Annotated in this window: 19 protein-coding genes and 1 pseudogene; 14 read left to right on the plus strand and 6 right to left on the minus strand. The window is 70.1% G+C overall.

Annotated features, from left to right (window positions below):
* The first annotated feature begins 100 nt into the window (after positions 1-100).
* The 4 genes from OG788_RS37955 (at position 101) to OG788_RS37970 (ending at position 5,291) form a co-directional block, all read left to right on the plus strand.
* Entirely contained in the window at positions 101-1,054 is a 954-nt protein-coding gene (locus OG788_RS37955) for a universal stress protein (protein ID WP_406375508.1), read from the plus strand.
* A gap of 139 nt (positions 1,055-1,193) precedes the next feature.
* Positions 1,194-3,452: a formate C-acetyltransferase gene (pflB, locus tag OG788_RS37960; RefSeq protein ID WP_406375509.1), complete on the plus strand. Its 2,259-nt coding sequence runs from the start codon at positions 1,194-1,196 to the stop codon at positions 3,450-3,452.
* 5 nt (positions 3,453-3,457) lie between these two features.
* Positions 3,458-4,186 (plus strand): pyruvate formate-lyase-activating protein, encoded by a 729-nt coding sequence (gene pflA / locus OG788_RS37965; protein WP_406376953.1) that lies wholly within the window; start codon positions 3,458-3,460, stop codon positions 4,184-4,186.
* Between the two features lie 181 nt (positions 4,187-4,367).
* Positions 4,368-5,291 (plus strand): carbamate kinase, encoded by a 924-nt coding sequence (locus OG788_RS37970; protein WP_406375510.1) that lies wholly within the window; start codon positions 4,368-4,370, stop codon positions 5,289-5,291.
* Positions 5,292-5,549: 258 nt separating this feature from the next.
* Here OG788_RS37970 and OG788_RS37975 read toward each other — a convergent pair.
* Positions 5,550-5,765: pseudogene (locus OG788_RS37975) on the minus strand (sodium-independent anion transporter); the annotation flags it as partial.
* Between the two features lie 138 nt (positions 5,766-5,903).
* Here OG788_RS37975 and OG788_RS37980 point away from each other — a divergent pair.
* The 6 genes from OG788_RS37980 (at position 5,904) to OG788_RS38005 (ending at position 13,946) form a co-directional block, all read left to right on the plus strand.
* Positions 5,904-6,533: a hypothetical protein gene (locus OG788_RS37980; protein ID WP_406375511.1), complete on the plus strand. Its 630-nt coding sequence runs from the start codon at positions 5,904-5,906 to the stop codon at positions 6,531-6,533.
* 152 nt (positions 6,534-6,685) lie between these two features.
* Positions 6,686-7,591, plus strand: coding sequence for a universal stress protein (locus OG788_RS37985; protein WP_406376954.1), 906 nt, complete (start codon positions 6,686-6,688; stop codon positions 7,589-7,591).
* 23 nt (positions 7,592-7,614) lie between these two features.
* Positions 7,615-8,493, plus strand: coding sequence for a universal stress protein (locus tag OG788_RS37990; RefSeq protein WP_406375512.1), 879 nt, complete (start codon positions 7,615-7,617; stop codon positions 8,491-8,493).
* A 153-nt stretch (positions 8,494-8,646) separates the two neighbouring features.
* Complete coding sequence (locus OG788_RS37995; protein WP_406375513.1) at positions 8,647-11,028, plus strand: phosphoketolase; 2,382 nt, start codon at positions 8,647-8,649, stop codon at positions 11,026-11,028.
* 33 nt (positions 11,029-11,061) lie between these two features.
* Entirely contained in the window at positions 11,062-12,075 is a 1,014-nt protein-coding gene (gene gap, locus OG788_RS38000; RefSeq protein WP_406375514.1) for a type I glyceraldehyde-3-phosphate dehydrogenase, read from the plus strand.
* Positions 12,076-12,590: 515 nt separating this feature from the next.
* Positions 12,591-13,946: a chloride channel protein gene (locus OG788_RS38005; protein WP_406375515.1), complete on the plus strand. Its 1,356-nt coding sequence runs from the start codon at positions 12,591-12,593 to the stop codon at positions 13,944-13,946.
* A 144-nt stretch (positions 13,947-14,090) separates the two neighbouring features.
* Here OG788_RS38005 and OG788_RS38010 read toward each other — a convergent pair whose 3' ends face one another.
* Positions 14,091-14,669 carry a hypothetical protein gene (locus OG788_RS38010; protein ID WP_406375516.1) on the minus strand — a complete coding sequence of 193 codons (579 nt, stop codon included), beginning with the start codon at positions 14,667-14,669 and terminating at the stop codon, positions 14,091-14,093.
* Positions 14,670-15,163: 494 nt separating this feature from the next.
* Between OG788_RS38010 and OG788_RS38015 the strand changes: the two genes are divergently transcribed.
* The 4 genes from OG788_RS38015 (at position 15,164) to OG788_RS38030 (ending at position 18,253) form a co-directional block, all read left to right on the plus strand.
* The gene (locus OG788_RS38015; RefSeq protein WP_406375517.1) at positions 15,164-15,979 is read left to right on the plus strand and encodes a zinc-binding dehydrogenase; all 816 of its coding nucleotides are present in this window, start codon (positions 15,164-15,166) and stop codon (positions 15,977-15,979) included.
* Positions 15,980-15,985: 6 nt separating this feature from the next.
* Complete coding sequence (locus OG788_RS38020) at positions 15,986-16,660, plus strand: helix-turn-helix domain-containing protein (protein ID WP_406375518.1); 675 nt, start codon at positions 15,986-15,988, stop codon at positions 16,658-16,660.
* Between the two features lie 113 nt (positions 16,661-16,773).
* Positions 16,774-17,214, plus strand: a complete 441-nt coding sequence (locus OG788_RS38025) for a pyridoxamine 5'-phosphate oxidase family protein (protein WP_406375519.1) — start codon at positions 16,774-16,776, stop codon at positions 17,212-17,214.
* 208 nt (positions 17,215-17,422) lie between these two features.
* Entirely contained in the window at positions 17,423-18,253 is an 831-nt protein-coding gene (locus OG788_RS38030) for a universal stress protein (RefSeq protein WP_406375520.1), read from the plus strand.
* Positions 18,254-18,292: 39 nt separating this feature from the next.
* On the opposite strand, the gene OG788_RS38035 is transcribed toward OG788_RS38030, so the two are convergent.
* From OG788_RS38035 to OG788_RS38050, 4 genes are all read right to left on the minus strand, one after another.
* Complete coding sequence (locus OG788_RS38035; protein WP_406376955.1) at positions 18,293-18,757, minus strand: pyridoxamine 5'-phosphate oxidase family protein; 465 nt, start codon at positions 18,755-18,757, stop codon at positions 18,293-18,295.
* A 232-nt stretch (positions 18,758-18,989) separates the two neighbouring features.
* A complete protein-coding gene (locus tag OG788_RS38040) occupies positions 18,990-20,609 on the minus strand; it encodes an oleate hydratase (protein WP_406375521.1) in 1,620 nt (539 codons plus the stop codon).
* A gap of 151 nt (positions 20,610-20,760) precedes the next feature.
* A complete protein-coding gene (locus OG788_RS38045; protein WP_406375522.1) occupies positions 20,761-21,183 on the minus strand; it encodes a hypothetical protein in 423 nt (140 codons plus the stop codon).
* 39 nt (positions 21,184-21,222) lie between these two features.
* Positions 21,223-22,437 carry a globin domain-containing protein gene (locus tag OG788_RS38050; RefSeq protein WP_406375523.1) on the minus strand — a complete coding sequence of 405 codons (1,215 nt, stop codon included), beginning with the start codon at positions 22,435-22,437 and terminating at the stop codon, positions 21,223-21,225.
* Positions 22,438-22,442: the final 5 nt, after the last annotated feature.

Consider the following 22,442-nt stretch of genomic DNA (forward strand, 5'->3'; position numbering starts at 1 on the left):
CTCGTATCAGGCTCGACGGGAGAAGGGATCCCACGGGCGCGGCGATCGCCGCGAGGCCCAGGGACTCTCCGCCGAGCGCACGACGCTGGAGGTGCGGATCATGCTTCGACCGGTCGCCGCGGGGATCGACGGGTCCCCGGAGAGTCTGGCCGCCGCCCACTGGGCGGCCCGTGAGGCCCTGCGCCGGGGCACGGCCCTCAGTCTGCTGCACGCGTGGGAATGGCATCCGCGGCCCGCCCCGTCCGTGCCGGCCGACATGTCCCAACGGGCCTGGGCCGAGGACCTGCTGACACGGGTCTCGAAGGGTCTGCGCGCGGCGCATCCCGGACTGCGGGTGCTCGACCGGTCCGTGGCCGAAGCGCCGGTGGCCGCTCTGCTCGCCGCGGCCGACGAGGCCGGCCTGCTGGTCCTCGGGTCCCGCGGGCTCAGCGGAGTCACGGGATTCCTGCTGGGGTCCGTCTCCCAGCGGATCGTCTCCAGGTCACCGGTCCCCGTGGTCCTGGTGCGGGCCGGTGTCGGCACCTGTGACGAGCACTTCGCGGCACCGGACGGAATCTCCCCGGACGAGATACCGCAGGTCCCGTACCGCGACGTGGTCCTCGGCCTCGACACCGGCCGGCCGTGCGACGAGCTGATCGAGTTCGCCTTCGACGCGGCCCGGCGCCGTGGCGCCGGACTGCGGGTGATCCACGCCTTCAGCACCCCGCACTCCCTCTCCGCCACGGACCGGCTCGTCCGGGTGAGCGGCCCGGAGCTGTCGGCCGAGCACGAGCACGCCGTCGCCGCCACCCTGCGCCCCTGGCGCGAGAAGTTCCCCGAGGTTCCCGTCGCCGAGACCGTGGCCGAAGGCCGTCCGGCCGGTGAGCTGATCCGCGCCTCCGCGGGCGCCGCCCTGATCGTGGTGGGACGCAGGAAACGGGAGACCCGCTACGGCACCGGCCTTGGTCCGGTGGCCCACGCGGTGCTCCACCACGCCGCCGCACCGGTCGCGGTGGTCCCGCACGGCATGAGGGGCCCGGGGTACTCGACCCCGGGCGCCTCATGCCGTGTGTGATCACGAGTTGGGCCGAACGGCCCCTGGACGAGGCGGTTCGGCACGCCTGCCGGTGCTGTCCGGCCCTCGTCCCGGTCACTCCGAACGACAAGTATCGAAAGTGCAGAACACTTCGGCACAGCGCGAGGGGAGACCGGCGATGACCGCAACGGTGACGGCTGGAGGCCGGACGGCCGAGGCATGGCAGGGCTTCGCCGGGACGGCGTGGCGCGATGGCATCGACGTCCGCGATTTCATCCAGGCGAACTACACACCCTACGAAGGAGACGCGGCGTTCCTGGCCGGCCCGACCGAGCGTACCCGGACCGTCTGGGGCAAGATCAGCGCGCTCTTCCCGGAGGAGCGGCGCAGGGGAATCCTCGACGTCGACACCAGGACCCCGTCGACGATCACCTCGCACGCGCCCGGATACATCGACCGCGAGCGGGAGCTGATCGTCGGCCTGCAGACCGACGCACCGCTCAAGCGCGCCATCATGCCCAACGGCGGCCTGCGGATGGTCGAGAACGGACTGAAGGCGTACGGCTACGAGCCCGACGACTTCGTCACCCGTGTCTTCGGCACCTACCGCAAGACCCACAACGACGGCGTCTTCGACGCGTACACCCCGGCGATGCGCGCCGCTCGCAAGGCCGGCATCATCACCGGACTGCCCGACGCGTACGGCCGCGGCAGGATCATCGGCGACTACCGGCGGGTGGCGCTCTACGGCACGGCTCGGCTCATCGCCGGGAAGCACGCCGAACGAGCCGGCCTCGACGCCGCGCCGTCGACCGAGCACATCATCCGCGACCGCGAGGAACTCGCCGAGCAGATCAGGGCGTTGGACGAACTGACCCGAATGGCCGCGACGTACGGCTGTGACGTCTCCCGCCCCGCCGAAACCGCCCACGAGGCCGTGCAGTGGCTCTACCTCGGCTACCTCGCCGCCGTGAAGGAGCAGAACGGCGCGGCGATGTCCCTGGGCCGCACCTCGACCTTCCTGGACGTGTATCTGCAACGCGACCTGGTCGCGGGCGTCCTGGACGAGACGCACGCCCAGGAACTGATCGACGACTTCGTGATCAAGCTGCGCATCGTACGGTTCCTGCGCACCCCCGAGTACGACGCGCTGTTCTCCGGCGACCCGACCTGGGTCACGGAATCCATCGGCGGCATCGGCGAGGACGGCCGCCCGCTCGTCACCCGCACCTCCTTCCGCTTCCTCCAGACCCTCTACAACCTCGGCCCCGCCCCGGAGCCCAACCTCACCGTGCTGTGGTCGCCCCGACTGCCTTCCGGATTCAAGGACTTCTGCGCCAAGGTCTCCCTCGACACCAGCGCGGTCCAGTACGAGTCCGACGAGCTGATGCGGCCCCGCACCGGCGACGACACCGCGATCGCCTGCTGTGTCTCCGCGATGGCCGTCGGCCGGCAGATGCAGTTCTTCGGCGCGCGGGTCAACCTCGCCAAGGCGCTCCTGTACGCGATCAACGGAGGCCGGGACGAGATCAGCGGCGAGCGGATCGCCCCCGAAGCCCCGGCCCTGACCGGGGAGTACCTGGAGTACGACGAGCTGTCGAAGGCCTACGACGGGATGCTGGACTGGCTGGCACAGACGTACGTCGACGCGCTCAACGTCATCCACTACATGCACGACAAGTACGCCTACGAGCGCGTCGAGATGGCGCTCCACGACTACCCCGTCCACCGCTTCATGGCCTGCGGCATCGCCGGCCTCTCCGTCGCCGCCGACAGCCTGTCCGCCGTCAAGTACGCCCGGGTCAGGGTGATCCGTGACGAGACAGGGCTGGCCGTGGACTACGAGATCGAAGGCGACTACCCGGCGTACGGGAACAACGACGACAGGGCGGACGCCATCGCCGTCGGCCTGGTCGACTCCTTCATGGCGAAGGTGCGCGAGCATCCCACCTACCGGGACGCCGAACACACCCAGTCGGTGCTGACGATCACCTCGAACGTCGTCTACGGCAAGCACACCGGCAACACCCCCGACGGCCGCCGCGCGGGACAGCCCTTCGCACCCGGCGCCAACCCGATGAACGGCCGCGACCGGCACGGGGTCGCCGCCTCCGCCCTGTCCGTCGCCAAACTGCCCTACGAACACGCCCGCGACGGCATCTCGCTCACCACGACGATCACCCCGGAGGGCCTGGGACACGTGCCCGGCGAGCGCGCCGGCCATCTCGTCGGCATCCTGGACGCCTACATGGCCTCCGGCGGCTTCCACATGAACGTCAACGTCCTGGACCGGGCCACCCTGGAAGACGCGATGGAACACCCGGACAAGTACCCGGAGTTGACCATCCGGGTCTCCGGATACGCCGTCAACTTCGTCCGCCTCACCCGGGAACAGCAGCTCGACGTGATCAGCCGAACCTTCCACGGAACGCTGTGAGGACGATGACGACGGGCCGGATCCACTCCTGGGACCTCTCCACCGGCGTGGACGGTCCCGGGACCCGGTTCGTCCTCTTCGTCAGCGGCTGCCCGCTGCGCTGCCTCTACTGCGCCAACCCCGACACCTGGCACATGCGCGACGGGAAGGAGACGACCGTCGACGAGGTCATGGCGGAGATCGAGAAGTACCGGCCGTTCGTGACCGCCGCCGGGGGAGGAGTGACCGTCACGGGCGGCGAGCCACTGCTCCAGCCCGCCTTCACCGGCGCGCTGTTGCGCCGCTGCAAGGAAGCCGGACTGCACACCGCCCTGGACACCTCCGGCTTCCTCGGCGCCCGCGCCACCGGCGGACTCCTCGCCGACACCGACCTGGTACTGCTCGACATCAAGTCCTTCGACATCGCCGCCTACCGCGAACTCACCGGCGGCGCACTCGCCCCCACGCTCAACTTCGCCACCCGCCTGGACCGTCTCGGCATCCCGGTGTGGATCCGGTACGTCCTCGTCCCCGGCCGGAACGACGCCCCCGAGCCCATCGACGGGCTCGCCCGTTTCCTCTCGGGCCTCGGAAACGTCGACCGCGTGGACGTCCTGCCGTTCCACAAACTGGGCGCCCCCAAGTACGAAGCCCTGGGCATCCCCTTCCCCCTGCGGGACAACCCCGTACCTGACGCGGCCCTGACCGAGCGCGTCCGTGGACAGTTCAGGGACTGCGGTCTGTCTGCCTACTGAGGGCCGGGTGCCGTGATGAGAAGCCCCAGCAAGGCACGGGCCGGCACCGAAGGGGTCCGTGCTCGGGGCCGGGATTGCCTGCCTGCCCGGTGGAAGAGGGCAACGGCTGATCGTCACCCGGTCACCGCCCGGCTGCACACCATCAAGGCCGTGCTCGTCGTCACCCTGGAGGACTGAAGCCATGCGTATCGTCGTCGCCCTCGGCGGCAACGCCCTGCTCCACCGGGGCGAACGCCCTGACGCCGTGGTCCAGCAGGCCAACATCGACCGGGTCGCCACCGCCCTCGCGGCTCTGGCCCACGAGCACGAGCTCGTGATCACCCATGGCAACGGCCCCCAGATCGGGCTTCTCGCCATGGAGAGCGCGAGCGACCCGGCACTCAGCGCCCCCTACCCGCTCCAGCTGCTCGGCGCCCAGACCCAGGGCATGATCGGTTCCCTGCTGGCCTGCACGTTGCACGACGCCCTCCCGGACCGCCACATCGCCACCCTCGTCACCCACACCCTCGTACGGTCCGACGACCCGGCGTTCACACGCCCGACCAAGTTCGTCGGCCAGATCTACCCGCGTGAGGTAGCCGGCTCCCTCGCCCGCAAGCGCGGCTGGCACATCGCGCGGGACACCACCGGCTGGCGCCGCGTCGTACCCTCCCCGGTGCCGGAACGGATCGTGGAGACCCACACCGTCCACGAACTGCTGAACAGCGGCACCCTCGTGATCTGCGCGGGCGGTGGAGGCGTCCCCGTCACCGCGGACCTCGACACCGGCGCACTGACCGGTGTAGAGGCCGTCATCGACAAGGACCTCACCGCAGCCCTGCTGGCCGAGGACCTCAAGGCCGACTTCCTGCTCATCCTCACCGACGTCCCGTGCGTCTACGAGGACTACGGGACCCCCGACCAACAGCCCGTGCTCGACGCGACCCCGGCGGAGCTGCGCCGCAAGGGTTTCCCGGAGGGCTCCATGGGGCCGAAGGCCGAGGCCGCCGCGCGATTCGTCGAGCGGACCGGAGGCCTCGCTGCCATAGGAGCCCTGGATGCGGCGTACGAGATCGTGCACGGCCGGTCGGGCACCCTGATCCGACCGGACCTCGCGGCCGGCTGACGGGCGGGTGCGGCGAGCCGCCGGGCCGTCCGGCCCTCTGGGCCAAGGGACCGGACGGCCCGTCCGAAGGCGAGGGTGGAGTACCGATCACCGGTGGAGAACCACTGCTGCAACCGACGTCACCGGCGGGGTGCTGCGCACCTGCAAGGAGGCGGTTGGACTGCCTTTTCCGTTTGCGCAACGCACCCTTCCCGGCCCGGCCCCGATCGACAGGGTTCGCGGGCGCTTCGGGGAGCGGGGCATGCCCGCCGACTGAGGTCCGGGCCACGCACCGTACGCGGCCACGGCCGTCGGGAGAGTCGGGAGGATCCGCTCCTTGCCGACCGAGTCCACCAGTCCGTACGCCCTCAGGTCGTCCAGCAGGTCCTGCTTCACCCGGGCGAGGGCGGACACGACGCCGCGGTGGGTCGGTTCGCGGCGCAGTTCGTCGACCGCGTCAAGAGCGGTGATCTCGACCTCGACATTGGCCTCGATGCCACCGGTTGCCCAACGGCCTTTGAGAACAGGGCCGTTCGGCCCCCTGCCGCGGACCTTCGGCATCCGTCGCCGACCGGCGGCCAGGGCCAGAGTGAGTCGTGTCAGACACCGATGCCCTCGAAGGGAACCATGACCATGGCCGTGCACGAGCACCCTCACCGGAGCTCCGGCTTCCGCCTGCCGTCGTTCCGCAGGAACCGGACCGCCTCCGCATCCGAGTCGGCCGTGTCGGCAGGGACCGGCACGCACACCGCGCGGGCCTATGCCTTCGCGTCCCTGCGCCTGCTCACGGGCTTCGTCTTCCTGTGGGCGTTCCTCGACAAGACCTTCGGCTTCGGGTACGCCACGCCCTCCGGCAAGGGCTGGATCGACGGCGGCTCGCCGACGCAGGGCTTCCTCGGCTCCGTCGCGGTCGGGCCGATGGAGTCGACCTTCCACTCCTGGGCCGGCGACCCGTGGGCGAACTGGCTGTTCATGCTCGGTCTGCTCGGGATCGGCCTTGCCCTGGTCGGCGGTGTCGCGCTGCGCATCGCCGCCGTCGCCGGCACCGCGATGATGGCGCTGATGTGGATCGCCGAATGGCCGCCGGCCAAGCACCTCTCGGACGGCTCGCCGAGCATGTCGACGAACCCGTTCGTCGACTATCACGTGATCTACGCCGTCGCCCTGATCGTCCTGGCCGCAGTCGCCGCCGGCGACACCCTCGGCGCGGGCAGGCTCTGGGCCAGGCTGCCCTTCGTCCGCGACCACAGCTGGCTGCGCTGAGTACCGACGGCGCGGTGGGCCGGTCGCACGGTCCACCGCGCCCCGCCGTGCAGGGAGTCGGTCGGCCCGTATTCGGGACCAGTGGCCCCTGCACGAGGAACCGCGTGAAGACGACTCTGGAATCAGAACCCTCGCCCCAGGAGGTGGAGATCATGCTCCGCACCATCACCGTAGGTCTCGACGGCTCGCAGGAAAGCAGGGCCGCCGCGGAATGGGCGGCTCGCGAAGCGGAACTGCGCGGCCTGCCGCTGAAGATCGTGCACGTGTGGGAGCCGGTGCCGGAGCCCATGATTCAGGCCCCCCTCCTGGGAGCCGAGACCCAGCAGCACTGGACCGAGCGGATTCCCCGGGAAGCCGCCGAGGGGCTCCGGCAGCGTCACCCCCGCATCGAGGTGCGCACGGAGCAGCTCTCCGGCCACCCGGGTGACGCATTGGCCGAGGCCGCGAAGAGCGCCGAACTGCTGGTACTGGGATCGCGCGGCCTCGGCGGGATCGGCGGGTTCATGGTCGGCTCGGTCGGCCTGTCCGCCGTCGCGCACACAGACACCCCTGTCGTACTGGTCCGCGCGCTGGACGCCGCCGCGGACGAGCACGAGCTGGACCCGGCTGGTGTTCCGTCCGCCGCGACGCCGTTCCGACCCGTGGTCCTCGGACTCGACGTCGACCATCCGGACGAGACGCTGATCGAGTTCGCCTTCGCCGCCGCCGAGCGCCGTTCGACATCACTGAGGGTCGTCCACGGCTGGAACCCGCCGCCCTATTACGCGTACGGCACGCTCGCCAACCCGGCGTTGCACGAGGCACTTGCGTTGAGCGCGTCCGAGGCCGTGGCCGAGGTGCTGCGCCCATGGCGGACGAAGTTCCCGGACGTGGAGGTCGTCGAGGTGTCCCGCTACGGCAGTGCGGCCGTCCTCGTCGTGGACGCTTCGCGCGAGGCCTCGCTCGTCGTCGTGGGCCGACGCATCAGGCGCAGTCCCCTCGGCGCTCACATCGGACACGTCACGCACTCCGTCCTGCATCACTCCACCGCCCCTGTCGCCGTCGTCCCGCACAGCTGACGCACCCCGAGGAGAAGAGATCCATGAAGACGGCCCTTCCGATCGTCGTCGGCGTCGACGGATCCGAACCCAGCTTGCGAGCCGTCGACTGGGCGGCCGACGAGGCCGCCCTGCGGGGGGCACCACTCCGGCTGGTGTACGCCTCGCTCTGGGAGCGTTATGAGGGCGCCGCTCTCGCACAGGACCTCGGCAGGCCGTCAGAGGAGGTCACGGCCGAGGGCATCGTACGGACCGCCGCACAGCGCGCCGGCTTGCGCCAGGCCGGGTTGGAGATCTCCACCGACGTGCTGCCGGAGGAGCCCGAGTACGCGTTGGTCCGCGAGGGACACGACGCCGCCGCGCTGGTGCTCGGCACCCGCGGTCGCAGCGGCTTCGTCGAGATGCTGCTCGGTTCGGTCAGCCTGACCGTCGCCGCCCGTGCGGACTGCCCGGTGATCGTGCTGCGCGGCAGCCACGACAACCAGGTCCGCGCCGGGGCGCGCGGCCGGGTCGTCGTGGGCGTCGGCGAAAAGGCGGCGGACTCCGCCGCACTGCGCTTCGCCGTTCAGGAGGCGAAGCTGCGCCACGCGACCCTGGACGCCGTGCGGGCCTGGCGGTGTCCGGCGCACGAGACCACCGACCACCCCCTGCTGGCCGGTGAACCCGCGCGTCTGCACGCATTGCATGCCTCTGATGTCCTGGACCAGGCGCTGGAGGACGTACCCGCAGATCTGGACCTGAAGCGGCGCACGGTCGAGGGACCCGCCCGCAGGGTCCTGCTGGACGCCTCGTACAACGCCGATCTGCTGGTGGTCGGCGCGCGGCGCAACCCGGGACACCTCGGACTCCAGCTGGGGCGCGTCGCCCACACGGTGCTGCACCATGCCGCGTGCGCCGTCGCGGTCGTACCCGAGCAGGCGTGAGAGAGCGTGAGAGGGGGCGGCTGCTCGGAGTCTCGGACCGCGGTCGGGGACTGATCTCGTCCGTCCGGCACGGCAGTTCCGCCGCACCACGTGCAGTCAGAACGCCCGCACCGCCCGATGCCCTTCATCCCGACGACCTCCGGAGTCCCACCCATGTCCAAGGCCGAACACCAGGACGCCACCGTACTCACCGACGAAGAGCTGCACTCCCTGGACGCGCACTGGCGGGCCGCCAACTATCTGACCGCCGGACAGATATACCTGATGTCCAACCCTCTGCTGACCGAGACCCTGAAGCCGGAGCACATCAAGCCCCGGCTGCTCGGCCACTGGGGCACCTCGCCCGGCCTCAACCTCGTGTATACGCACCTCAACCGGGTGATCAAGGCCCGGGAGCTCGACGCGTTGTGCGTGTGGGGTCCAGGTCACGGGGGTCCGTCGATCCTGGCCAACGCCTGGTTGGAGGGCAGCTACAGCGAGACCTACCCGGACGTGTCGCGTGACGCGGCGGGTATGGCACGGCTGTTCCGGCAGTTCTCCTTCCCCGGAGGCGTGCCCAGCCATGTCGCCCCCGAGACCCCTGGCTCCATCCACGAGGGCGGCGAGCTCGGCTACTCGCTCTCCCACGCGTACGGCGCCGCGTTCGACAACCCGGACCTGCTCGTCGCCTGTGTGATCGGCGACGGCGAGGCGGAGACCGGGCCGCTGGCCGCGGCCTGGCACTCCAACAAGTTCCTCGACCCGGTCCACGACGGCGCCGTCCTGCCGATCCTGCACCTCAACGGCTACAAGATCGCCAACCCGACGGTTCTCGCCCGCCTTCCGGAGAGCGAACTCGACGCTCTGCTGCGCGGATACGGCCACGAGCCGATCCACGTGACCGGCGACGACCCGGCCCAGGTGCACCGGGCCATGGCGGCGGCGATGGACGACGCGCTGGACCGCATCGCCCTGATGCAGCAGACGGCCCGCGAGGACGGTGTCAGCGAGCGCGTGCACTGGCCCGTGGTCGTGCTGCGCACCCCGAAGGGCTGGACGGGGCCCGCGGAGGTCGACGGCGAGCCCGTCGAAGGCACCTGGCGCGCCCACCAGGTGCCTCTGGCCGGTGTGCGCGAAAACCCCGAACACCTGCGTCAGTTGGAGACCTGGCTGCGTTCGTACAGGCCGGAGGAGCTCTTCGGACAGGAAGGCTGCCCCGCCGCCGACGTCCTCGCCTGCGTCCCGGACGGCGCCAAGCGGCTCGGTGCCAACCCGCACGCCAACGGCGGTCTGCTCCTGCGCGACCTGCCCGTCGCCCCACTGCAGGAGTTCGCCGTGCCGGTCGACAAACCGGGTACGACCCTGCACGAGCCGACCCGCGTTCTGGGGGACCTCCTGGCCCGGGTGATGAAAGACACGGGTGCCCGAAGGGACTTCCGCCTCGTCGGCCCGGACGAGACCGCCTCGAACCGGCTTCAGGCTGTCCTCGACGTCAGCGGAAAGGCCTGGCAGGCCCAGCACCTGCCGGTCGACGAGCACCTCGACCATCACGGCCGGGTCATGGAGATCCTGTCCGAACACACCTGCCAGGGCTGGCTGGAGGGCTATCTCCTGACCGGCCGGCACGGTCTGTTCTCCAGCTACGAGGCGTTCGTGCACATCGTCGACTCCATGGTCAACCAGCACATCAAGTGGCTCAAGACATCACGGGAGTTGCCGTGGCGGGCACCCATCGCCTCGCTCAACTACCTGCTGACCTCGCACGTGTGGCGCCAGGACCACAACGGCTTCTCCCACCAGGACCCGGGATTCGTCGACCACGTCCTCAACAAGAGCCCTGAAGTCGTACGGGTCTACCTCCCGCCGGACGCCAACACTCTGCTGTCGGTGGCGGACCACGCGCTGCGCAGCCGCGACTACGTCAACGTCATCGTGGCCGGCAAACAGCCCAGCTTCGACTGGCTGACCATGGACCAGGCACGCGCCCACTGCGCCCGCGGCGCCGGGATCTGGGAGTGGGCGGGCACAGAGAACGGCGGCGAGCCCGATGTCGTTCTGGCCTGCGCAGGGGACGTCCCGACTCAGGAGGTACTGGCCGCTGCGCAGTTGTTGCGCCGACACCTCCCGGCCCTCGCCGTCCGCGTGGTCAATGTGGTCGATATGACGCGGCTCCTCCCACGCGAGGAACACCCGCACGGGATGGGCGACTTCGAGTACGACGGCCTGTTCACCACCGACAAGCCGGTGATTTTCGCCTACCACGGCTATCCGTGGCTGATCCACCGGCTCGCCTACCGCCGTACCGGCCACAAGAACCTGCACGTGCGCGGTTACAAGGAGTCCGGCACCACGACCACACCGTTCGACATGGTCGTTCGCAACGACCTCGACCGCTACCGGCTGGTCATGGACGTGATCGACCGCGTTCCGGGACTCGCGGTGCGCGCCGCCACCGTGCGACAGCAGATGGCCGATGCGCGCACCCGACACCAGGCCTGGATCCGCGAGCACGGCACCGACCTGCCCGAGGTCGCCGACTGGACCTGGAACAGCTGACCCGCCCCTCACTCCCGGAAGGAACTCACTGCCATGACCGTACGCGTCGGCATCAACGGCTTCGGTCGCATCGGCCGCACCTACCTGCGCGCCGCCCTCGACCGCGCCGAGGAAGGCATGCAGGACATCGAGGTGGTCGCCGTCAACGACATCACCTCACCCGCCACCCTGGCCCACCTGCTGGAGTACGACTCGACGTTCGGACGCATCGGACGCGACGTCCAGCACGACGACAGTTCCATCACGGTCGACGGACGGCGCATCGCCGTCACCGCCGAACGTGACCCGGCCGCCCTGCACTGGTCCGACTACGGCGCCGGCGTCGTGATCGAGTCCACCGGGCGTTTCCGTGACCGGGAGTCCGCGTCCCTGCACCTGAAGGGCGGTGCCCACACCGTGCTGCTGTCGGCCCCAGGCAAGGGCATGGACGCCACCATCGTGATGGGCGTGAACGACCGCGCCTACGACCGGAACAGCGACCGGATCGTCTCCGCCGCCTCCTGCACAACCAACTGCGTCGCCCCGATGGTCAAGGTGCTCGACGACGCCTTCGGTGTCGAGCGCGGTGTGATGACCACCATCCACGGCTACACCAATGACCAGTCGCTGCTGGACGGCCCGCACAAGGACCTGCGCCGGGCCCGCTCCGCAGCCCTCAGCATCATCCCCACCAGCACCGGTGCCGCCCGCGCCGTGGGCTTGGTGGTGCCGGAACTGGCAGGGGCACTGGACGGGATCGCGGTCCGAGTGCCGGTTGAGGACGGCTCGCTCACCGACCTCGCCGTGGTCCTCGCCCGGGAGGCGAGCGCGGACGAGATCAACGCCGCGTTCGAGGCGGCTGCCGACGGCCCGATGAACGGCATCCTGCGGGTCACGAAGGCCCCGATCGTTTCCCGCGACGTCATAGGCGACTCCTCGTCCTGCATCTTCGATCCCGCCCTGACCCAGGCCAACGGCACCCTGGTCAAGGTTTTCGGCTGGTACGACAACGAGTGGGGCTACACCAACCGCCTCCTGGACCTGACGGCCCTCGTGGCGGACGACTGACTGACGCGTCCCGGCCGCTCAAGGCGACGGCGGAAGCGGGCCGGTCGGCGGCCGCAAGGAGTGCCGACCGGCCACGGGACACCCCGCGGTGCACGCCACGGGCTCTTCCCGCACTCCACCGAACGATCGAAGGAGCCGAAGGCCATGGGATCGGCCCGGCCGCGTCGCGGGGTGGTGGCGGTGCAGCGGACCTGTGCGGCGGGGCCGGGTCGGTCAAGGTTCAGGTTCCCTCTCCTCAGTCATCGGCGACGGCGAAGGTGGAGATCCGGATGAAGACGGAGGGAGGGGCTTGGCCACCTCGCCGAGCGGGTCGACCGCGGCGCCGCCAACTGCCTTCGCGGCAAGCGCGGAAGTCCGGCCACGTGCTCGCGCCCGGACCAGCTCAAATGGATGAACTCCGTGGACTCGAGGCCTCCATGAGCACAGCAGCCGGGCTGCTTTCGCGTGCCGTGATATCACCTGACGGGGTTGACTGAGCCTGCGGCCCCAGTCCCGTCTGCGAGGAGTGGATGCGTATGCCGGTCGGACCGGCAGCCGGGCCCGCCACAGCCCCACAGGAGCCGCTCGAGATCGTCCGCGGTCGCGGCTACATCTCCCTGCTGGTGATCTCGGCCGCACTGGGCGTCCCCATCTCCTGCGTGGCCTACGGGTTCCTCGCCCTCGTCTCCGAACTCCAGTCCCTGCTCTATGAGGACCTGCCCAAGGGCCTCGGCTTCAGCGGAACACCGGACTGGTGGGCCATGCCCCTGCTCGCCGTGGCCGGCGTGCTGGTCGCCCTCACCATTCGCCACCTGCCCGGAAAGGGCGGGCACGAGCCGGCCGAGGGACTCAAGACCGGCGGCACCCCGTCGGTGACGACGGTGCCCGGCGTCGCCCTCGCCGCGATCGCCACCCTCAGCCTCGGCGCCGTCCTCGGCCCGGAGGCCCCGCTCATCGCCCTCGGCGGCGGACTGGCGGCCGGCGCGATCCGGATGCTGAAACGCGACACCCCTCCCACCGCCCTCGCCGTCGTCGCAGCGGCGGGCAGCTTCGCAGCGATCAGCGAACTGCTGGGCTCACCTCTGCTCGGAGCGTTCCTGCTCATGGAAGCCTCCGGCCTGGCCGGTCCGATGCTCGGCGTCGTACTGGTGCCAGGCCTGCTCGCCGCGGGCGTCGGCTCCCTGATCTTCACCGGCCTGGACAACTGGACCGGACTCGGAACCTACTCCCTGTCACTGCACCAGGTGCCGCCCCCCGACCGGCCGACACTCGCCGCGTTCGGCTGGGCGATCGTCGCCGGCCTCGCGGCCGCGATCCTCGGCGAGGCCATCCGCCGCTCCGGCCGGCACCTGCAGAAGCACGTCGAGCGGCGCAGGCTGCTCCTCACCGTGGTGATGGGCGTATCCATCGGACTGTTCGCCCTGCTCTACGCCACCATCACCGGCAAACCGATCTCCGGCGTGCTGTTCTCCGGCGAGACCACCATCGGCCCCCTCCTGGCCGACCAGGCCACCTATTCCCTGGGCACCCTGCTGCTCCTCGTCGTCTTCAAGTCCCTCGCCTACAGCGCCTCCCTCAGCGCCTTCCGGGGAGGCCCGGTCTTCCCGTCCCTGTTCGTCGGCGGTGCGGTCGGGCTGGCCATGTCCCACCTTCCCGGCCTCGACCCCACCACCGGCTTCGCGCTCGGCATGGGCGCCCTGAGCGTCGCCATGCTCAAACTGCCGATGACCGCGGTCCTGCTGGCCACCCTGCTCCTGGGCAGCGATGGGCTGACCGTGATGCCGTTGGTCATCGTGGCGGTGGTCGTCGCATACGTACTGACTCTCAGACTCGCCGAGCCGGAAGGTCCTCGACCCGGCGAGCGGAAACCCGACGGGCCGGCCGTCCCGTGACGTGGCAGGGCGGCTCGGTGACGGGCGAGTCAGGCGTGCCGGACGTGTCCCCGCATACTGCGGAGGCGGCGGAGACCGTCGTGCGTTGAGCGCCCTTCAGGCCGTCTCGCGGTCGACCGGCTGTCTCGACGCTCCGTCGTGCGTTCAGCTGGTCTTGTGACCCCACCGTGGTCCCACCCGATCCCATTCCCGGCCCCACTCGTCGACGCGGCGGCGGTCGAGCTGCCACCGGACAACCGCTACGGCACCGAACACCAAGCCGGCAAGACCGGCCGCCGCCACGACGCCCAGGAAGCCCGACTCGATCGCCGCCTCGGTGGAGCTCAGCGGCGCTGCGGTGAGGCGGCCATGGCCGTCCTGCCAGACCGTGACCCTGGATCCGGCCTTGAGACCCGTGTCCACCTGGGTTCGGCCGGTGCGGGTCGAGCCGTCGGAGGACGTCCAACGCACCGTTGTCGTCCGGCGACCGGAGGTGCCGCCGAGCGCGGGGGCGCGGGGGACGTCGGTCAGGAGCATGGCTCGGACGCGCTGCCGCTCGGTTCGCTGTGCCGCGAACGCCTCGTCCGCGGCATGGGCGGTCACGAGCCCGGCGACGGAACCGCCCACGGCGAACACCGTCCACGCGGCCAGGACGATCCAGGCTTCGACGATGTCGTCGCGTCGTCGCAACGGGTTGCTGCGCCATCGCCACAACCGATTCTTCGCGTACTTGGCATGGGGCATCGGTCCGCACCTCCTCGTCGTCGTGACACTTCCGACGGTGACAGCCGAGGCCGTGCCACGACATGGGCCGAGCAGGTGCCGCCGCAGGGCCGCTCGGGACCAACTCCACCGTTGGGAAGGGTCGTTCAGCCCAACAGGTGGAGAGGCCCGGCGGAGCCCGTCCAGGTTTTCGCCCCTGCCGGGAGCGGAGGCGCGGCGCCCATGCACCTGGAACACCTGTGACTCGTCGCGACGGCATCGACCGCACCGAATCCGCAGGTGCTCGTACGCCTCGGATGCGGCCCGCGAGCCCGGCCACTCCACGCCGCGCACCAGGAGTGGATCGACTGTGGGCCGCTCGGGCTCCGGACCCACCACTGGTCGCGACCGGCCTGACGGCAGGGACCGTTCGGCGAGTGATGGGGCCGGACGGCCCAAGCGGAACGGGAGATTACCGGACAAGGTGGATGTATAGGGCAATCTCGGACTCGGAAACAGGGAGGGGGAGGAGCGTCATGAAAGGCTTTGTCTTCCACGGTCCCGGGCAATCCGCCTGGGACGATGTCCCGGACCCTGCCATCAAGGAACCCACCGACGCCATCGTGAGGGTCGGTACTGTCACCATCTGCGGTACCGATTCGCACATCCTCAAGGGCGACGTGCCCGAGGTGCGCCCGGGTAGGGTCCTGGGGCACGAGGCAGTCGGCGAGATCGTCGAGGTCGGCAGCGACGTTCGGACCGTACGTCCGGGCGACACCGTCGCCGTCGTCGGGGCCGGTCCCATCGGGCTCGCGGCGATCGCCGCGGCGCGTCTGTTCGCCCCCGAGCGGATCGTCGCCGTCGACGTGGCCGCCTCCCGGCCGGCGGTCGCCAGGCGGCTCGGTGCCGACGCCGTGGCCGACGCCCGAGACGAGCCCGAGCAGCTGATCGCCGATCTCACCGACGGTCTCGGTGCTGACGTGGTCATAGAGGCGGTCGGCGTGCCGGAAAGCGTCGAACTGTGCACGCGCATGGTGCGGCCCGGCGGCCACGTCGCCAACGTCGGCGTTCACGGCAAGCCCGCCACGCTGCACCTGGAAGACCTGTGGATCAAGAACGTGACGATCACCACCGGTCTCGTGGACACGCACTCCACACCCACCCTGCCGCGCATGGCCACCGCCGGCCGGCTTCCCGCCGCGCAGCCGGTCACTCACACCTTCCCTCTGGATCGCATGGAGGAGGCCTGCGACGTCTTCGCCCACGCCGCCGACACCGGAGCCCTCAAGGAGGTGCTCGGCGAGCCGTCGCACGAGGAGGTCGCCATCTCGACTACTGATGAGAGGACATGACGGGCCATGACCGAAGAGACACAGGCGAACGGGACGGAAGGTATGCCCTCGGGCGACCTGGGCCGCCGACTCGCCGCACGCCGGGCCCAACTCGGGCTGACGACAGAGGAGACGGCCGCCCGAGCAGGCATGGCCCCCAGCTACGTGACCCACGTGGAACAGCACCCTGACGCCGCGCCCGGCCGAGGCGCACTGCTCTCCCTGGCGGCAGCACTGCGGACCACGGTCTCGGCGCTCACCGGCGGCGATGCTGATGTGCCACCCGGTCGTGAACAGGCCAGGCGCGCCCCCGAATTCACCGAGCTGAGCAGGGCCGAGTGCGCCGAGCTGCTGTCGACGCACGGCGTCGGAAGGCTCGCGGTGCCCACAGAGCTCGGACCGGTGATTGTCCCCGTCAACTACAGCGTCATTGAGGACACGATCGTCTTCAGAACCGCCCGCGGTGCGACACCGTCTCTGGCGTCCGGGTGCGTGGTCGCCTTCGAGGTCGACCGTGTCGACGACACCTTCAGCCAGGGCTGGAGCGTGCTGACGCGCGGATACGCGCGCACGGTGACAGACACAGACGAAGAACAACGGCTCGCGAAGCAGGCGTACAGCGCGCCGTGGAGCGGTGGGCGGCGCGACATGTGGGTGTGCATCGAGCCGTATGCCGTCACGGGACGCCGCATCGTGACCTGAACAGGGCCTCTCTCGGGAGGCCAGGGGCCCAGGGTCCCTGGCTGAGGGGGGCCTCACCCGATCGAGGATGGACCAGCGCAGTACCGCATGTCAGGTGAGAGACGAGAAGGCATATGTACGCCAACGACGGATTCCGCGAACTCGACCGGCAGGAGTGCCTGAGCCTGCTGGCCACAGCGCCCGTAGGGCGCATCGTGTACACGCGGCGGGCGTTGCCCGCCGTCCTGCCGGTCAACTTCTGCCTGGACCATGACGGCGCGGTGGTGGTGCGCACTTCAGCCGATTCGGAGCTGGCGAGCGCCCTCGACGGAGCCGTGGTGGCCTTCGAGGCCGACGAGGTCGACGCCGCCGCACACTCCGGTTGGAGCGTCGTGGCCATGGGGTTGGCCACCCGCGTGACCGATCCCGTCGAGCACGCACGACTTCTGAGGACCGGGCCGCGTTCCTGGGTGCCTGCACCGCAGGAGGTCTTCGTGCGCATCGCCCAGGAGTTGGTCACCGGACGCGAACTTGTGGGCGGACGCACCATGTACGGCGTGCTTCCCCGTTCCTGAGCCCTCGTCATCCCGACCGTCAGGACTCCATCCCCCTGTCCCGCCTGACCGAACGGCCCCTGGAAAAAGGGCCGTTCGGCTCCCCTTCGGACCTCCCGGCTTCTGCCCGAGGTGATGGCCCACGAGGAGCATCGTCGGAGGAGGCCCACGCGTCGGACGAGCGTCGCTTCCGCCGAACGGTCATTTCAAGGAAGGGACGGGTACGGCCATGACCTCGCATCACATAGTCGTCGGAGTGGATGGCTCTCTGATTTCCGCAAGGGCGCTGGACTGGGCCGCGGCTGAGGCCGTACGGCACGGTACCGGCCTGTGTGTGCTGTACGCGGTCACCGACCGGGACGAGGCCGCACCGGTCCTGGGCAACGCCGTGTCACGCGTCCGTGCGCGGCATCCGGAACTGCTCGTGGAGACCGTCGCGACAGAGGAGGGTGCGGCACATGCGTTGGCTTGCGAGACCGCGGACGCGGTCCTGACCGTCGTGGGAACACGCGGCTTGGGCGCGTTGACCGGCCCGGTGTTCGGGTCGGTGAGCCTGAGGCTGGCCGCGCTCACTCAAGGACCGCTCCTGGTCGTCCGCGGGGACCACCCGTGCGACGACGGGCAGGACGTTCTCCTCGGCCTGGCGGACGAAACGGACACGCCGGCGGCTGAGTACGCCTTCCAAGAGGCCGAGCGACGCGGCGCGAGGCTCCGGGTCCTGCATTCCTGGAGCCACCGACACATCACCCCCGAACTGCCCTCCCTCATTCCGACGCGCAGTCCGGGCCAGGAACACATGGTCAGGGAGGCCCAGGCGGAGGAGGCCGTACCCCGGTACGCCCTCACGCAACTACAGGACCGGTACCCCGGAGTCACCGTGGAGACCCGCACGGTCCGCGCCGCTCCTGGGGACGAACTCCTGGCAGCGACCCGGAAGGCTGCCGTGGTCGTCATCGGCGCCCACCGCCGGGCCAGTGTCCTGGGCCCGCGCCTTGGTCCGGTCGCCCACACACTCCTGCGCCGGGCACACTGCCCGGTGGTTGTCGTACCCCAGGGCTGATCCGCCGCCCGCCGGCCGGTCCCGCAGGGCGAACGCCGTTCAGGCCGACGGGGCCGGACCGTCGGCTGTGAGGCGAACCCCGGTGATCAGATCGGGGCTGATGCGGACCGTGTGATCCATCCTCCGTGACACCCACGGACGCAACAACGTCCGGTAGCGGGCCAGTTCCCGCGGATCGGTGACCAGCCGCGCATAGCCCGTGACGACCACACTCCAACCGAGGTGGGTGTCGGGGTCGATGTCGTCGGCCTCGTACGCGACGACGGCCCCCTCACCCTCGTACTGTCGGGTGTAACGGGTCAGCGCGGCGTCACCGTGCGTGCGGATGACGATGTCGCCGTCGACCAGGACATGGTTGACCGGGCGGATGGCCGGCAGCGCGTGCCTGGTGAAGACGATCCGCCCCAGGGAAACGCTGCCCAGGAGCCGCAATGCCTCGCCGCCGTCCAGCTCGACACTGTTCCGCGCTTCTGGGGCGTTCGACGGGTTGTTGTCGTCGGCCATGGCAGGGTTCCGTATCGTCGGGTCGCTCATGCTCATTCGTCTCCCGCAGCCGCAGCCACACGTGCGTCAGAGATCTCTCGATCCTGCGGAGGATCGAACGCCCACGTGGCCACGTGAGCGACACCGCGGGGGACCGGTGTCGCTCACGCAGTCACTGTCTCTCGGGCCACACCGTTCGCACAGGTGCCGATGGTCCCCATCGTGGGCCGAACAGCCCTCCCACCTCGGCGACCTATCGACGGTGCATGGTCTCCAGTGCGGCCGCCAGGACGTGGGGGTCGTGATGGCCCTTGTAGACCTGCGGCGGTTGTTTGTCCAGCTTCAGGAGCTGCGCCACAGCCGTCCATGCGGTGCGTACGGAGTACTCGACGGTGAAGACGACGTCGTCGGGCACCTCGGCGAACTGACCGATGAAGGCGAGGTTGACCGCTCCCTTCGGGACCACTCGGGGTCGGTCGTCGCGGCTGCGGGCGAGGAACTGGCTGGTGATGTACGGCATCACACAGGGCACGACCGTGGAAGTGTCCCGGATCCGGGCCGCCGTCCGCTCGTCGAAGGGAAGGTGGTGCAGGACCTCATCGAGGATCTCGCGGCCTGTGCACATGGTCATCGGCTTGGGCGTCTGGTTGCCCGCGCGGCCGGGGAACAGGCCGTAACCCCACCAGACCCCGACGTCCGCCGGCTGGTCGCGGTAGACGGGCTGGCGGTTGGCGACGATGGTGAGCAGCCAGTTGGACCCGGTGAAGGTCATCAGCCCGCCTTTGCCGGTCGGCCGGCCGCTGAACTCCTGGAGGGCCTTGAGGAACGCGGGGTCTTTGGTGGTGACCGTGAACGACTCCCAGCGGGACTCCTTGACGTTCTTGTCGAAGACGTCGGGGTTCCCGAAGTCTTCGCGGCCACGGGCCAGCCGGTGCCACAGCAGCCAGGCGTCCGAGCGGTGCGGAGCCGGCGGGGGCGCGGAGGTGTGGGAGCCGAGGCTGGACGCGTCGGTCATGGAACCGTTGGTCACGAGGACAAGGTCCTGTGCCGCGACGGTGATCTTCTCGGCGCGGCCGCGTCGGTTGAGGTGGATGGTCTCGACCGTGCCGCTCCTGATGCCCGGTGCGAAGCCGAGGTCGGTGACGTGGCAGGCGGTGTGCACGGTGACACCGCGCTCCTGGAGCCAGGCCGCCAGGGGCCGGACGATGGAGTCGTACTGGTTGTAGCGGGTCCGGTGGATGCCCGACATGGAGGCGAACTCGGAGAACAGATGGACGAAGCGACGCAGATAGCGGCGGAACTCGATCGCGCTGTGCCACGGCTGGAAGGCGAAGGTCGTGCACCACATGAACCAGAAGGCGGTGGTGAAGAAGTGTTCGCCGAAGCAGTCGGTGATCCGCTTGCCGTCCAGGTGCGCTTCGGGAGTGGCCAGGCAGCGGACCAGATCCAGCCGGTCACGTTCGGAGAATCCCATCGAGGTCGTGTCGACGATCTTGCCGTCCCCGTCGACGAGCCGTGCGATGTCGTCCCAGGCGAAGTCGTCATGTCCGGCCAGGATCTCCTCGGTCACCGAGACGGCGGGGTCGTCGAGGCTGGGGATTCCGGACAGCAGGTCGTAGGTGCAGCGGAACTCGGCTTCGAACATGCGCCCGCCGCGCATGGTGTAGCCGGCGTCCGGAGTGCCGGCTGCGTCCAGGCTGCCGCCGAGGGAGCGTTGTTCCTCGAAGAGGTGGATGTCGGAGCCTTCGAAGCCGCCGTCGCGGATCAGGAACGTAGCCGCGGCCAGGGCCGCGATCCCGCTCCCCACCAGATATGCCTTCGCCATCACACAACTCCTCGTTCTCGCCGGTCGATCGGGTACTGCGCCTCCCACGGTTTCCTGCCGACAGGTCTTGTGTCAGTGGGCCGTTGGGCACCTTGCTGGTCCGGACGGCCCTCGAAGCCGGTACCGGCGCATCGCCCGCAGGCGGCGGACAGGCCCGGTCGGTGCACTGCGGCCGACCGGGCCCGTCGTGACTGCGGGGTTACGCCGTGGGGGAGTCCTCGGCCGCGCTTCCGGGTCCTGCGGCAGTGGACGGCCGATCGGTCGCACCGCGCCACGGCGGGGCCGTCGTCCGGTGTCCGTTGTCCCAGGCTGGGGAAGCCTTCTCGGTCTGGCGGCGCAGCCGGTCCTGGAGCCGATCGACGACCTCCGTACCGGTCGCCTCCTCGGCCGCCACCACGACCTGACGGCCGCCGACGCGCAGGTCGGCCGTGGCCGACCACGGCCGGCCCGCGTGATGGGCGGCCGCTCGCATGATGTGCACCTCGCCGGTGACGACGGGCAGGCCCGGCCTGCCCACGACCACGTCGATCTTCGTACGGGCGTAGGCCAGGGTCTCCTCGTCCACGGCGCCGTCGGAGCGCAGCCGGACCAGAGGGGTCTCCTGGGCGCTGTGGGTGGTCATGAGGGTCCTTTCGTCGGGGCTTCAGGAGATGTGGTGGGGTCAGGCTGCGGTGTCGGGCATCCACAGGTCGGGTCCGAAGACCTCGTAGCGGATGCGTCGCGCGGGTATCCCGGCTCCGAGCAGTTGTCCGCGTGCGTCTCGCATGAAGGGCAGCGGACCGCAGAGGAACACCGTGGCGTTGTCCGGGAGTTCGGTGGTGCTCAGGTCCATCGGGCCGGTGCGGGCGCCGGGTTCCTCCGGTCCGGGGCGCTCGTACCAGAAGACGGCCCGGGCGCCCGGCAATTGCTCGACGAGGTCGTGGGTCTCGGCCCGCAGAGGGTGGTCGGCGGGAGAGTGGTCGGCGTGCAGGACCAGGACCGGGCGGATCGAGCGGAGGGCGGCCAGGTGGGCCAGGATGCCGGTCATGGGGGTGCAGCCGATGCCGGCCGAGACGAGTACGACGGGGGTGGTGGCATCGACCGGGTCGTCGAGGAAGACGTCACCGAACGGTGCGGACAGCAGCAGCTCGTCCCCTTCGCGGACGCGGTCGTGGAGCAGGTTGGAGACCTCGCCGTCCGGCTCGTGGACGTCACCCGTCACTCGCTTCACGGTGATCCGCCTCAGCTTTCCGCCCGGGTCCGAGGACAGGCTGTACTGGCGCAGTTGGTGCACTCCGTCGGCCATGCGCACGCGGACGCTCACGTACTGGCCCGCGCGGGCGCGCGGCGTGCGTCCGCCGTCCGCGGGGCGGAGCAGGAAGGACACGACGTCGGGGGTCTCGGTACGGCGCTCGACGACCGTCCAGGGCCGCCAGATGTCGCCGGGCTGTACGTCCACGTCCTGGTAGAGGAGGGCTTCCCGGGCGATCAGGGCTCCGGCCATCAGCCAGTAGACCTCGTCCCAGGCGGCCGCCACCTCCGGGGTGACCGCGTCGCCGAGGACCTCCGCCATCGCACCGAACAGGTACTTGTGCACGAGCGTGTACTGGTCGTCGGTGACGCCGACAGCGGCATGCTTGTGGGCGATCCGGGACAGCAGGGCGTCCGGCCGCGCGTCGGGGTTCTTCAGCAGCGCGCCGGCGAATCCGGCGATCGAGCCGGCCAGGGCCCGGCGCTGTGCGCCGCTGGCCTGGTTGCCCCGGTTGAACATCCCGTCGACGAGTTCCGGCCGGTCGTGGAACATCGTGGCGTAGAAGCGGGCGGTGATCTCGTCGAGTGCTCCGGCCACGGCGGGCAGGGTGGCCCGTACGAGGGCGGCGGATTCCGCGGACAGCATGGAAC

It is taken from the genome of Streptomyces sp. NBC_00647, assembly GCF_045207245.1.
Lineage (GTDB): Bacteria > Actinomycetota > Actinomycetes > Streptomycetales > Streptomycetaceae > Streptomyces.

Excerpts from the sequence above, each read along its gene's own strand:
- OG788_RS37990 (WP_406375512.1), top strand. The coding sequence starts at position 7,615 with ATGAAGACGGCCCTTCCGATCGTCGTCGGCGTCGACGGATCCGAACCC.
- OG788_RS38010 (WP_406375516.1), bottom strand. The coding sequence starts at position 14,669 with ATGCCCCATGCCAAGTACGCGAAGAATCGGTTGTGGCGATGGCGCAGC.
- OG788_RS38050 (WP_406375523.1), bottom strand. The coding sequence starts at position 22,437 with ATGCTGTCCGCGGAATCCGCCGCCCTCGTACGGGCCACCCTGCCCGCC.
- OG788_RS37980 (WP_406375511.1), top strand. The coding sequence starts at position 5,904 with ATGGCCGTGCACGAGCACCCTCACCGGAGCTCCGGCTTCCGCCTGCCG.
- OG788_RS38045 (WP_406375522.1), bottom strand. The coding sequence starts at position 21,183 with ATGACCACCCACAGCGCCCAGGAGACCCCTCTGGTCCGGCTGCGCTCC.
- pflA (WP_406376953.1), top strand. The coding sequence starts at position 3,458 with ATGACGACGGGCCGGATCCACTCCTGGGACCTCTCCACCGGCGTGGAC.
- OG788_RS38015 (WP_406375517.1), top strand. The coding sequence starts at position 15,164 with ATGAAAGGCTTTGTCTTCCACGGTCCCGGGCAATCCGCCTGGGACGAT.
- OG788_RS38025 (WP_406375519.1), top strand. The coding sequence starts at position 16,774 with ATGTACGCCAACGACGGATTCCGCGAACTCGACCGGCAGGAGTGCCTG.
- OG788_RS38035 (WP_406376955.1), bottom strand. The coding sequence starts at position 18,757 with ATGGCCGACGACAACAACCCGTCGAACGCCCCAGAAGCGCGGAACAGT.
- OG788_RS37955 (WP_406375508.1), top strand. The coding sequence starts at position 101 with ATGCTTCGACCGGTCGCCGCGGGGATCGACGGGTCCCCGGAGAGTCTG.
- pflB (WP_406375509.1), top strand. The coding sequence starts at position 1,194 with ATGACCGCAACGGTGACGGCTGGAGGCCGGACGGCCGAGGCATGGCAG.
- gap (WP_406375514.1), top strand. The coding sequence starts at position 11,062 with ATGACCGTACGCGTCGGCATCAACGGCTTCGGTCGCATCGGCCGCACC.
- OG788_RS38030 (WP_406375520.1), top strand. The coding sequence starts at position 17,423 with ATGACCTCGCATCACATAGTCGTCGGAGTGGATGGCTCTCTGATTTCC.
- OG788_RS37995 (WP_406375513.1), top strand. The coding sequence starts at position 8,647 with ATGTCCAAGGCCGAACACCAGGACGCCACCGTACTCACCGACGAAGAG.
- OG788_RS37970 (WP_406375510.1), top strand. The coding sequence starts at position 4,368 with ATGCGTATCGTCGTCGCCCTCGGCGGCAACGCCCTGCTCCACCGGGGC.
- OG788_RS38020 (WP_406375518.1), top strand. The coding sequence starts at position 15,986 with ATGACCGAAGAGACACAGGCGAACGGGACGGAAGGTATGCCCTCGGGC.
- OG788_RS37985 (WP_406376954.1), top strand. The coding sequence starts at position 6,686 with ATGCTCCGCACCATCACCGTAGGTCTCGACGGCTCGCAGGAAAGCAGG.
- OG788_RS38005 (WP_406375515.1), top strand. The coding sequence starts at position 12,591 with ATGCCGGTCGGACCGGCAGCCGGGCCCGCCACAGCCCCACAGGAGCCG.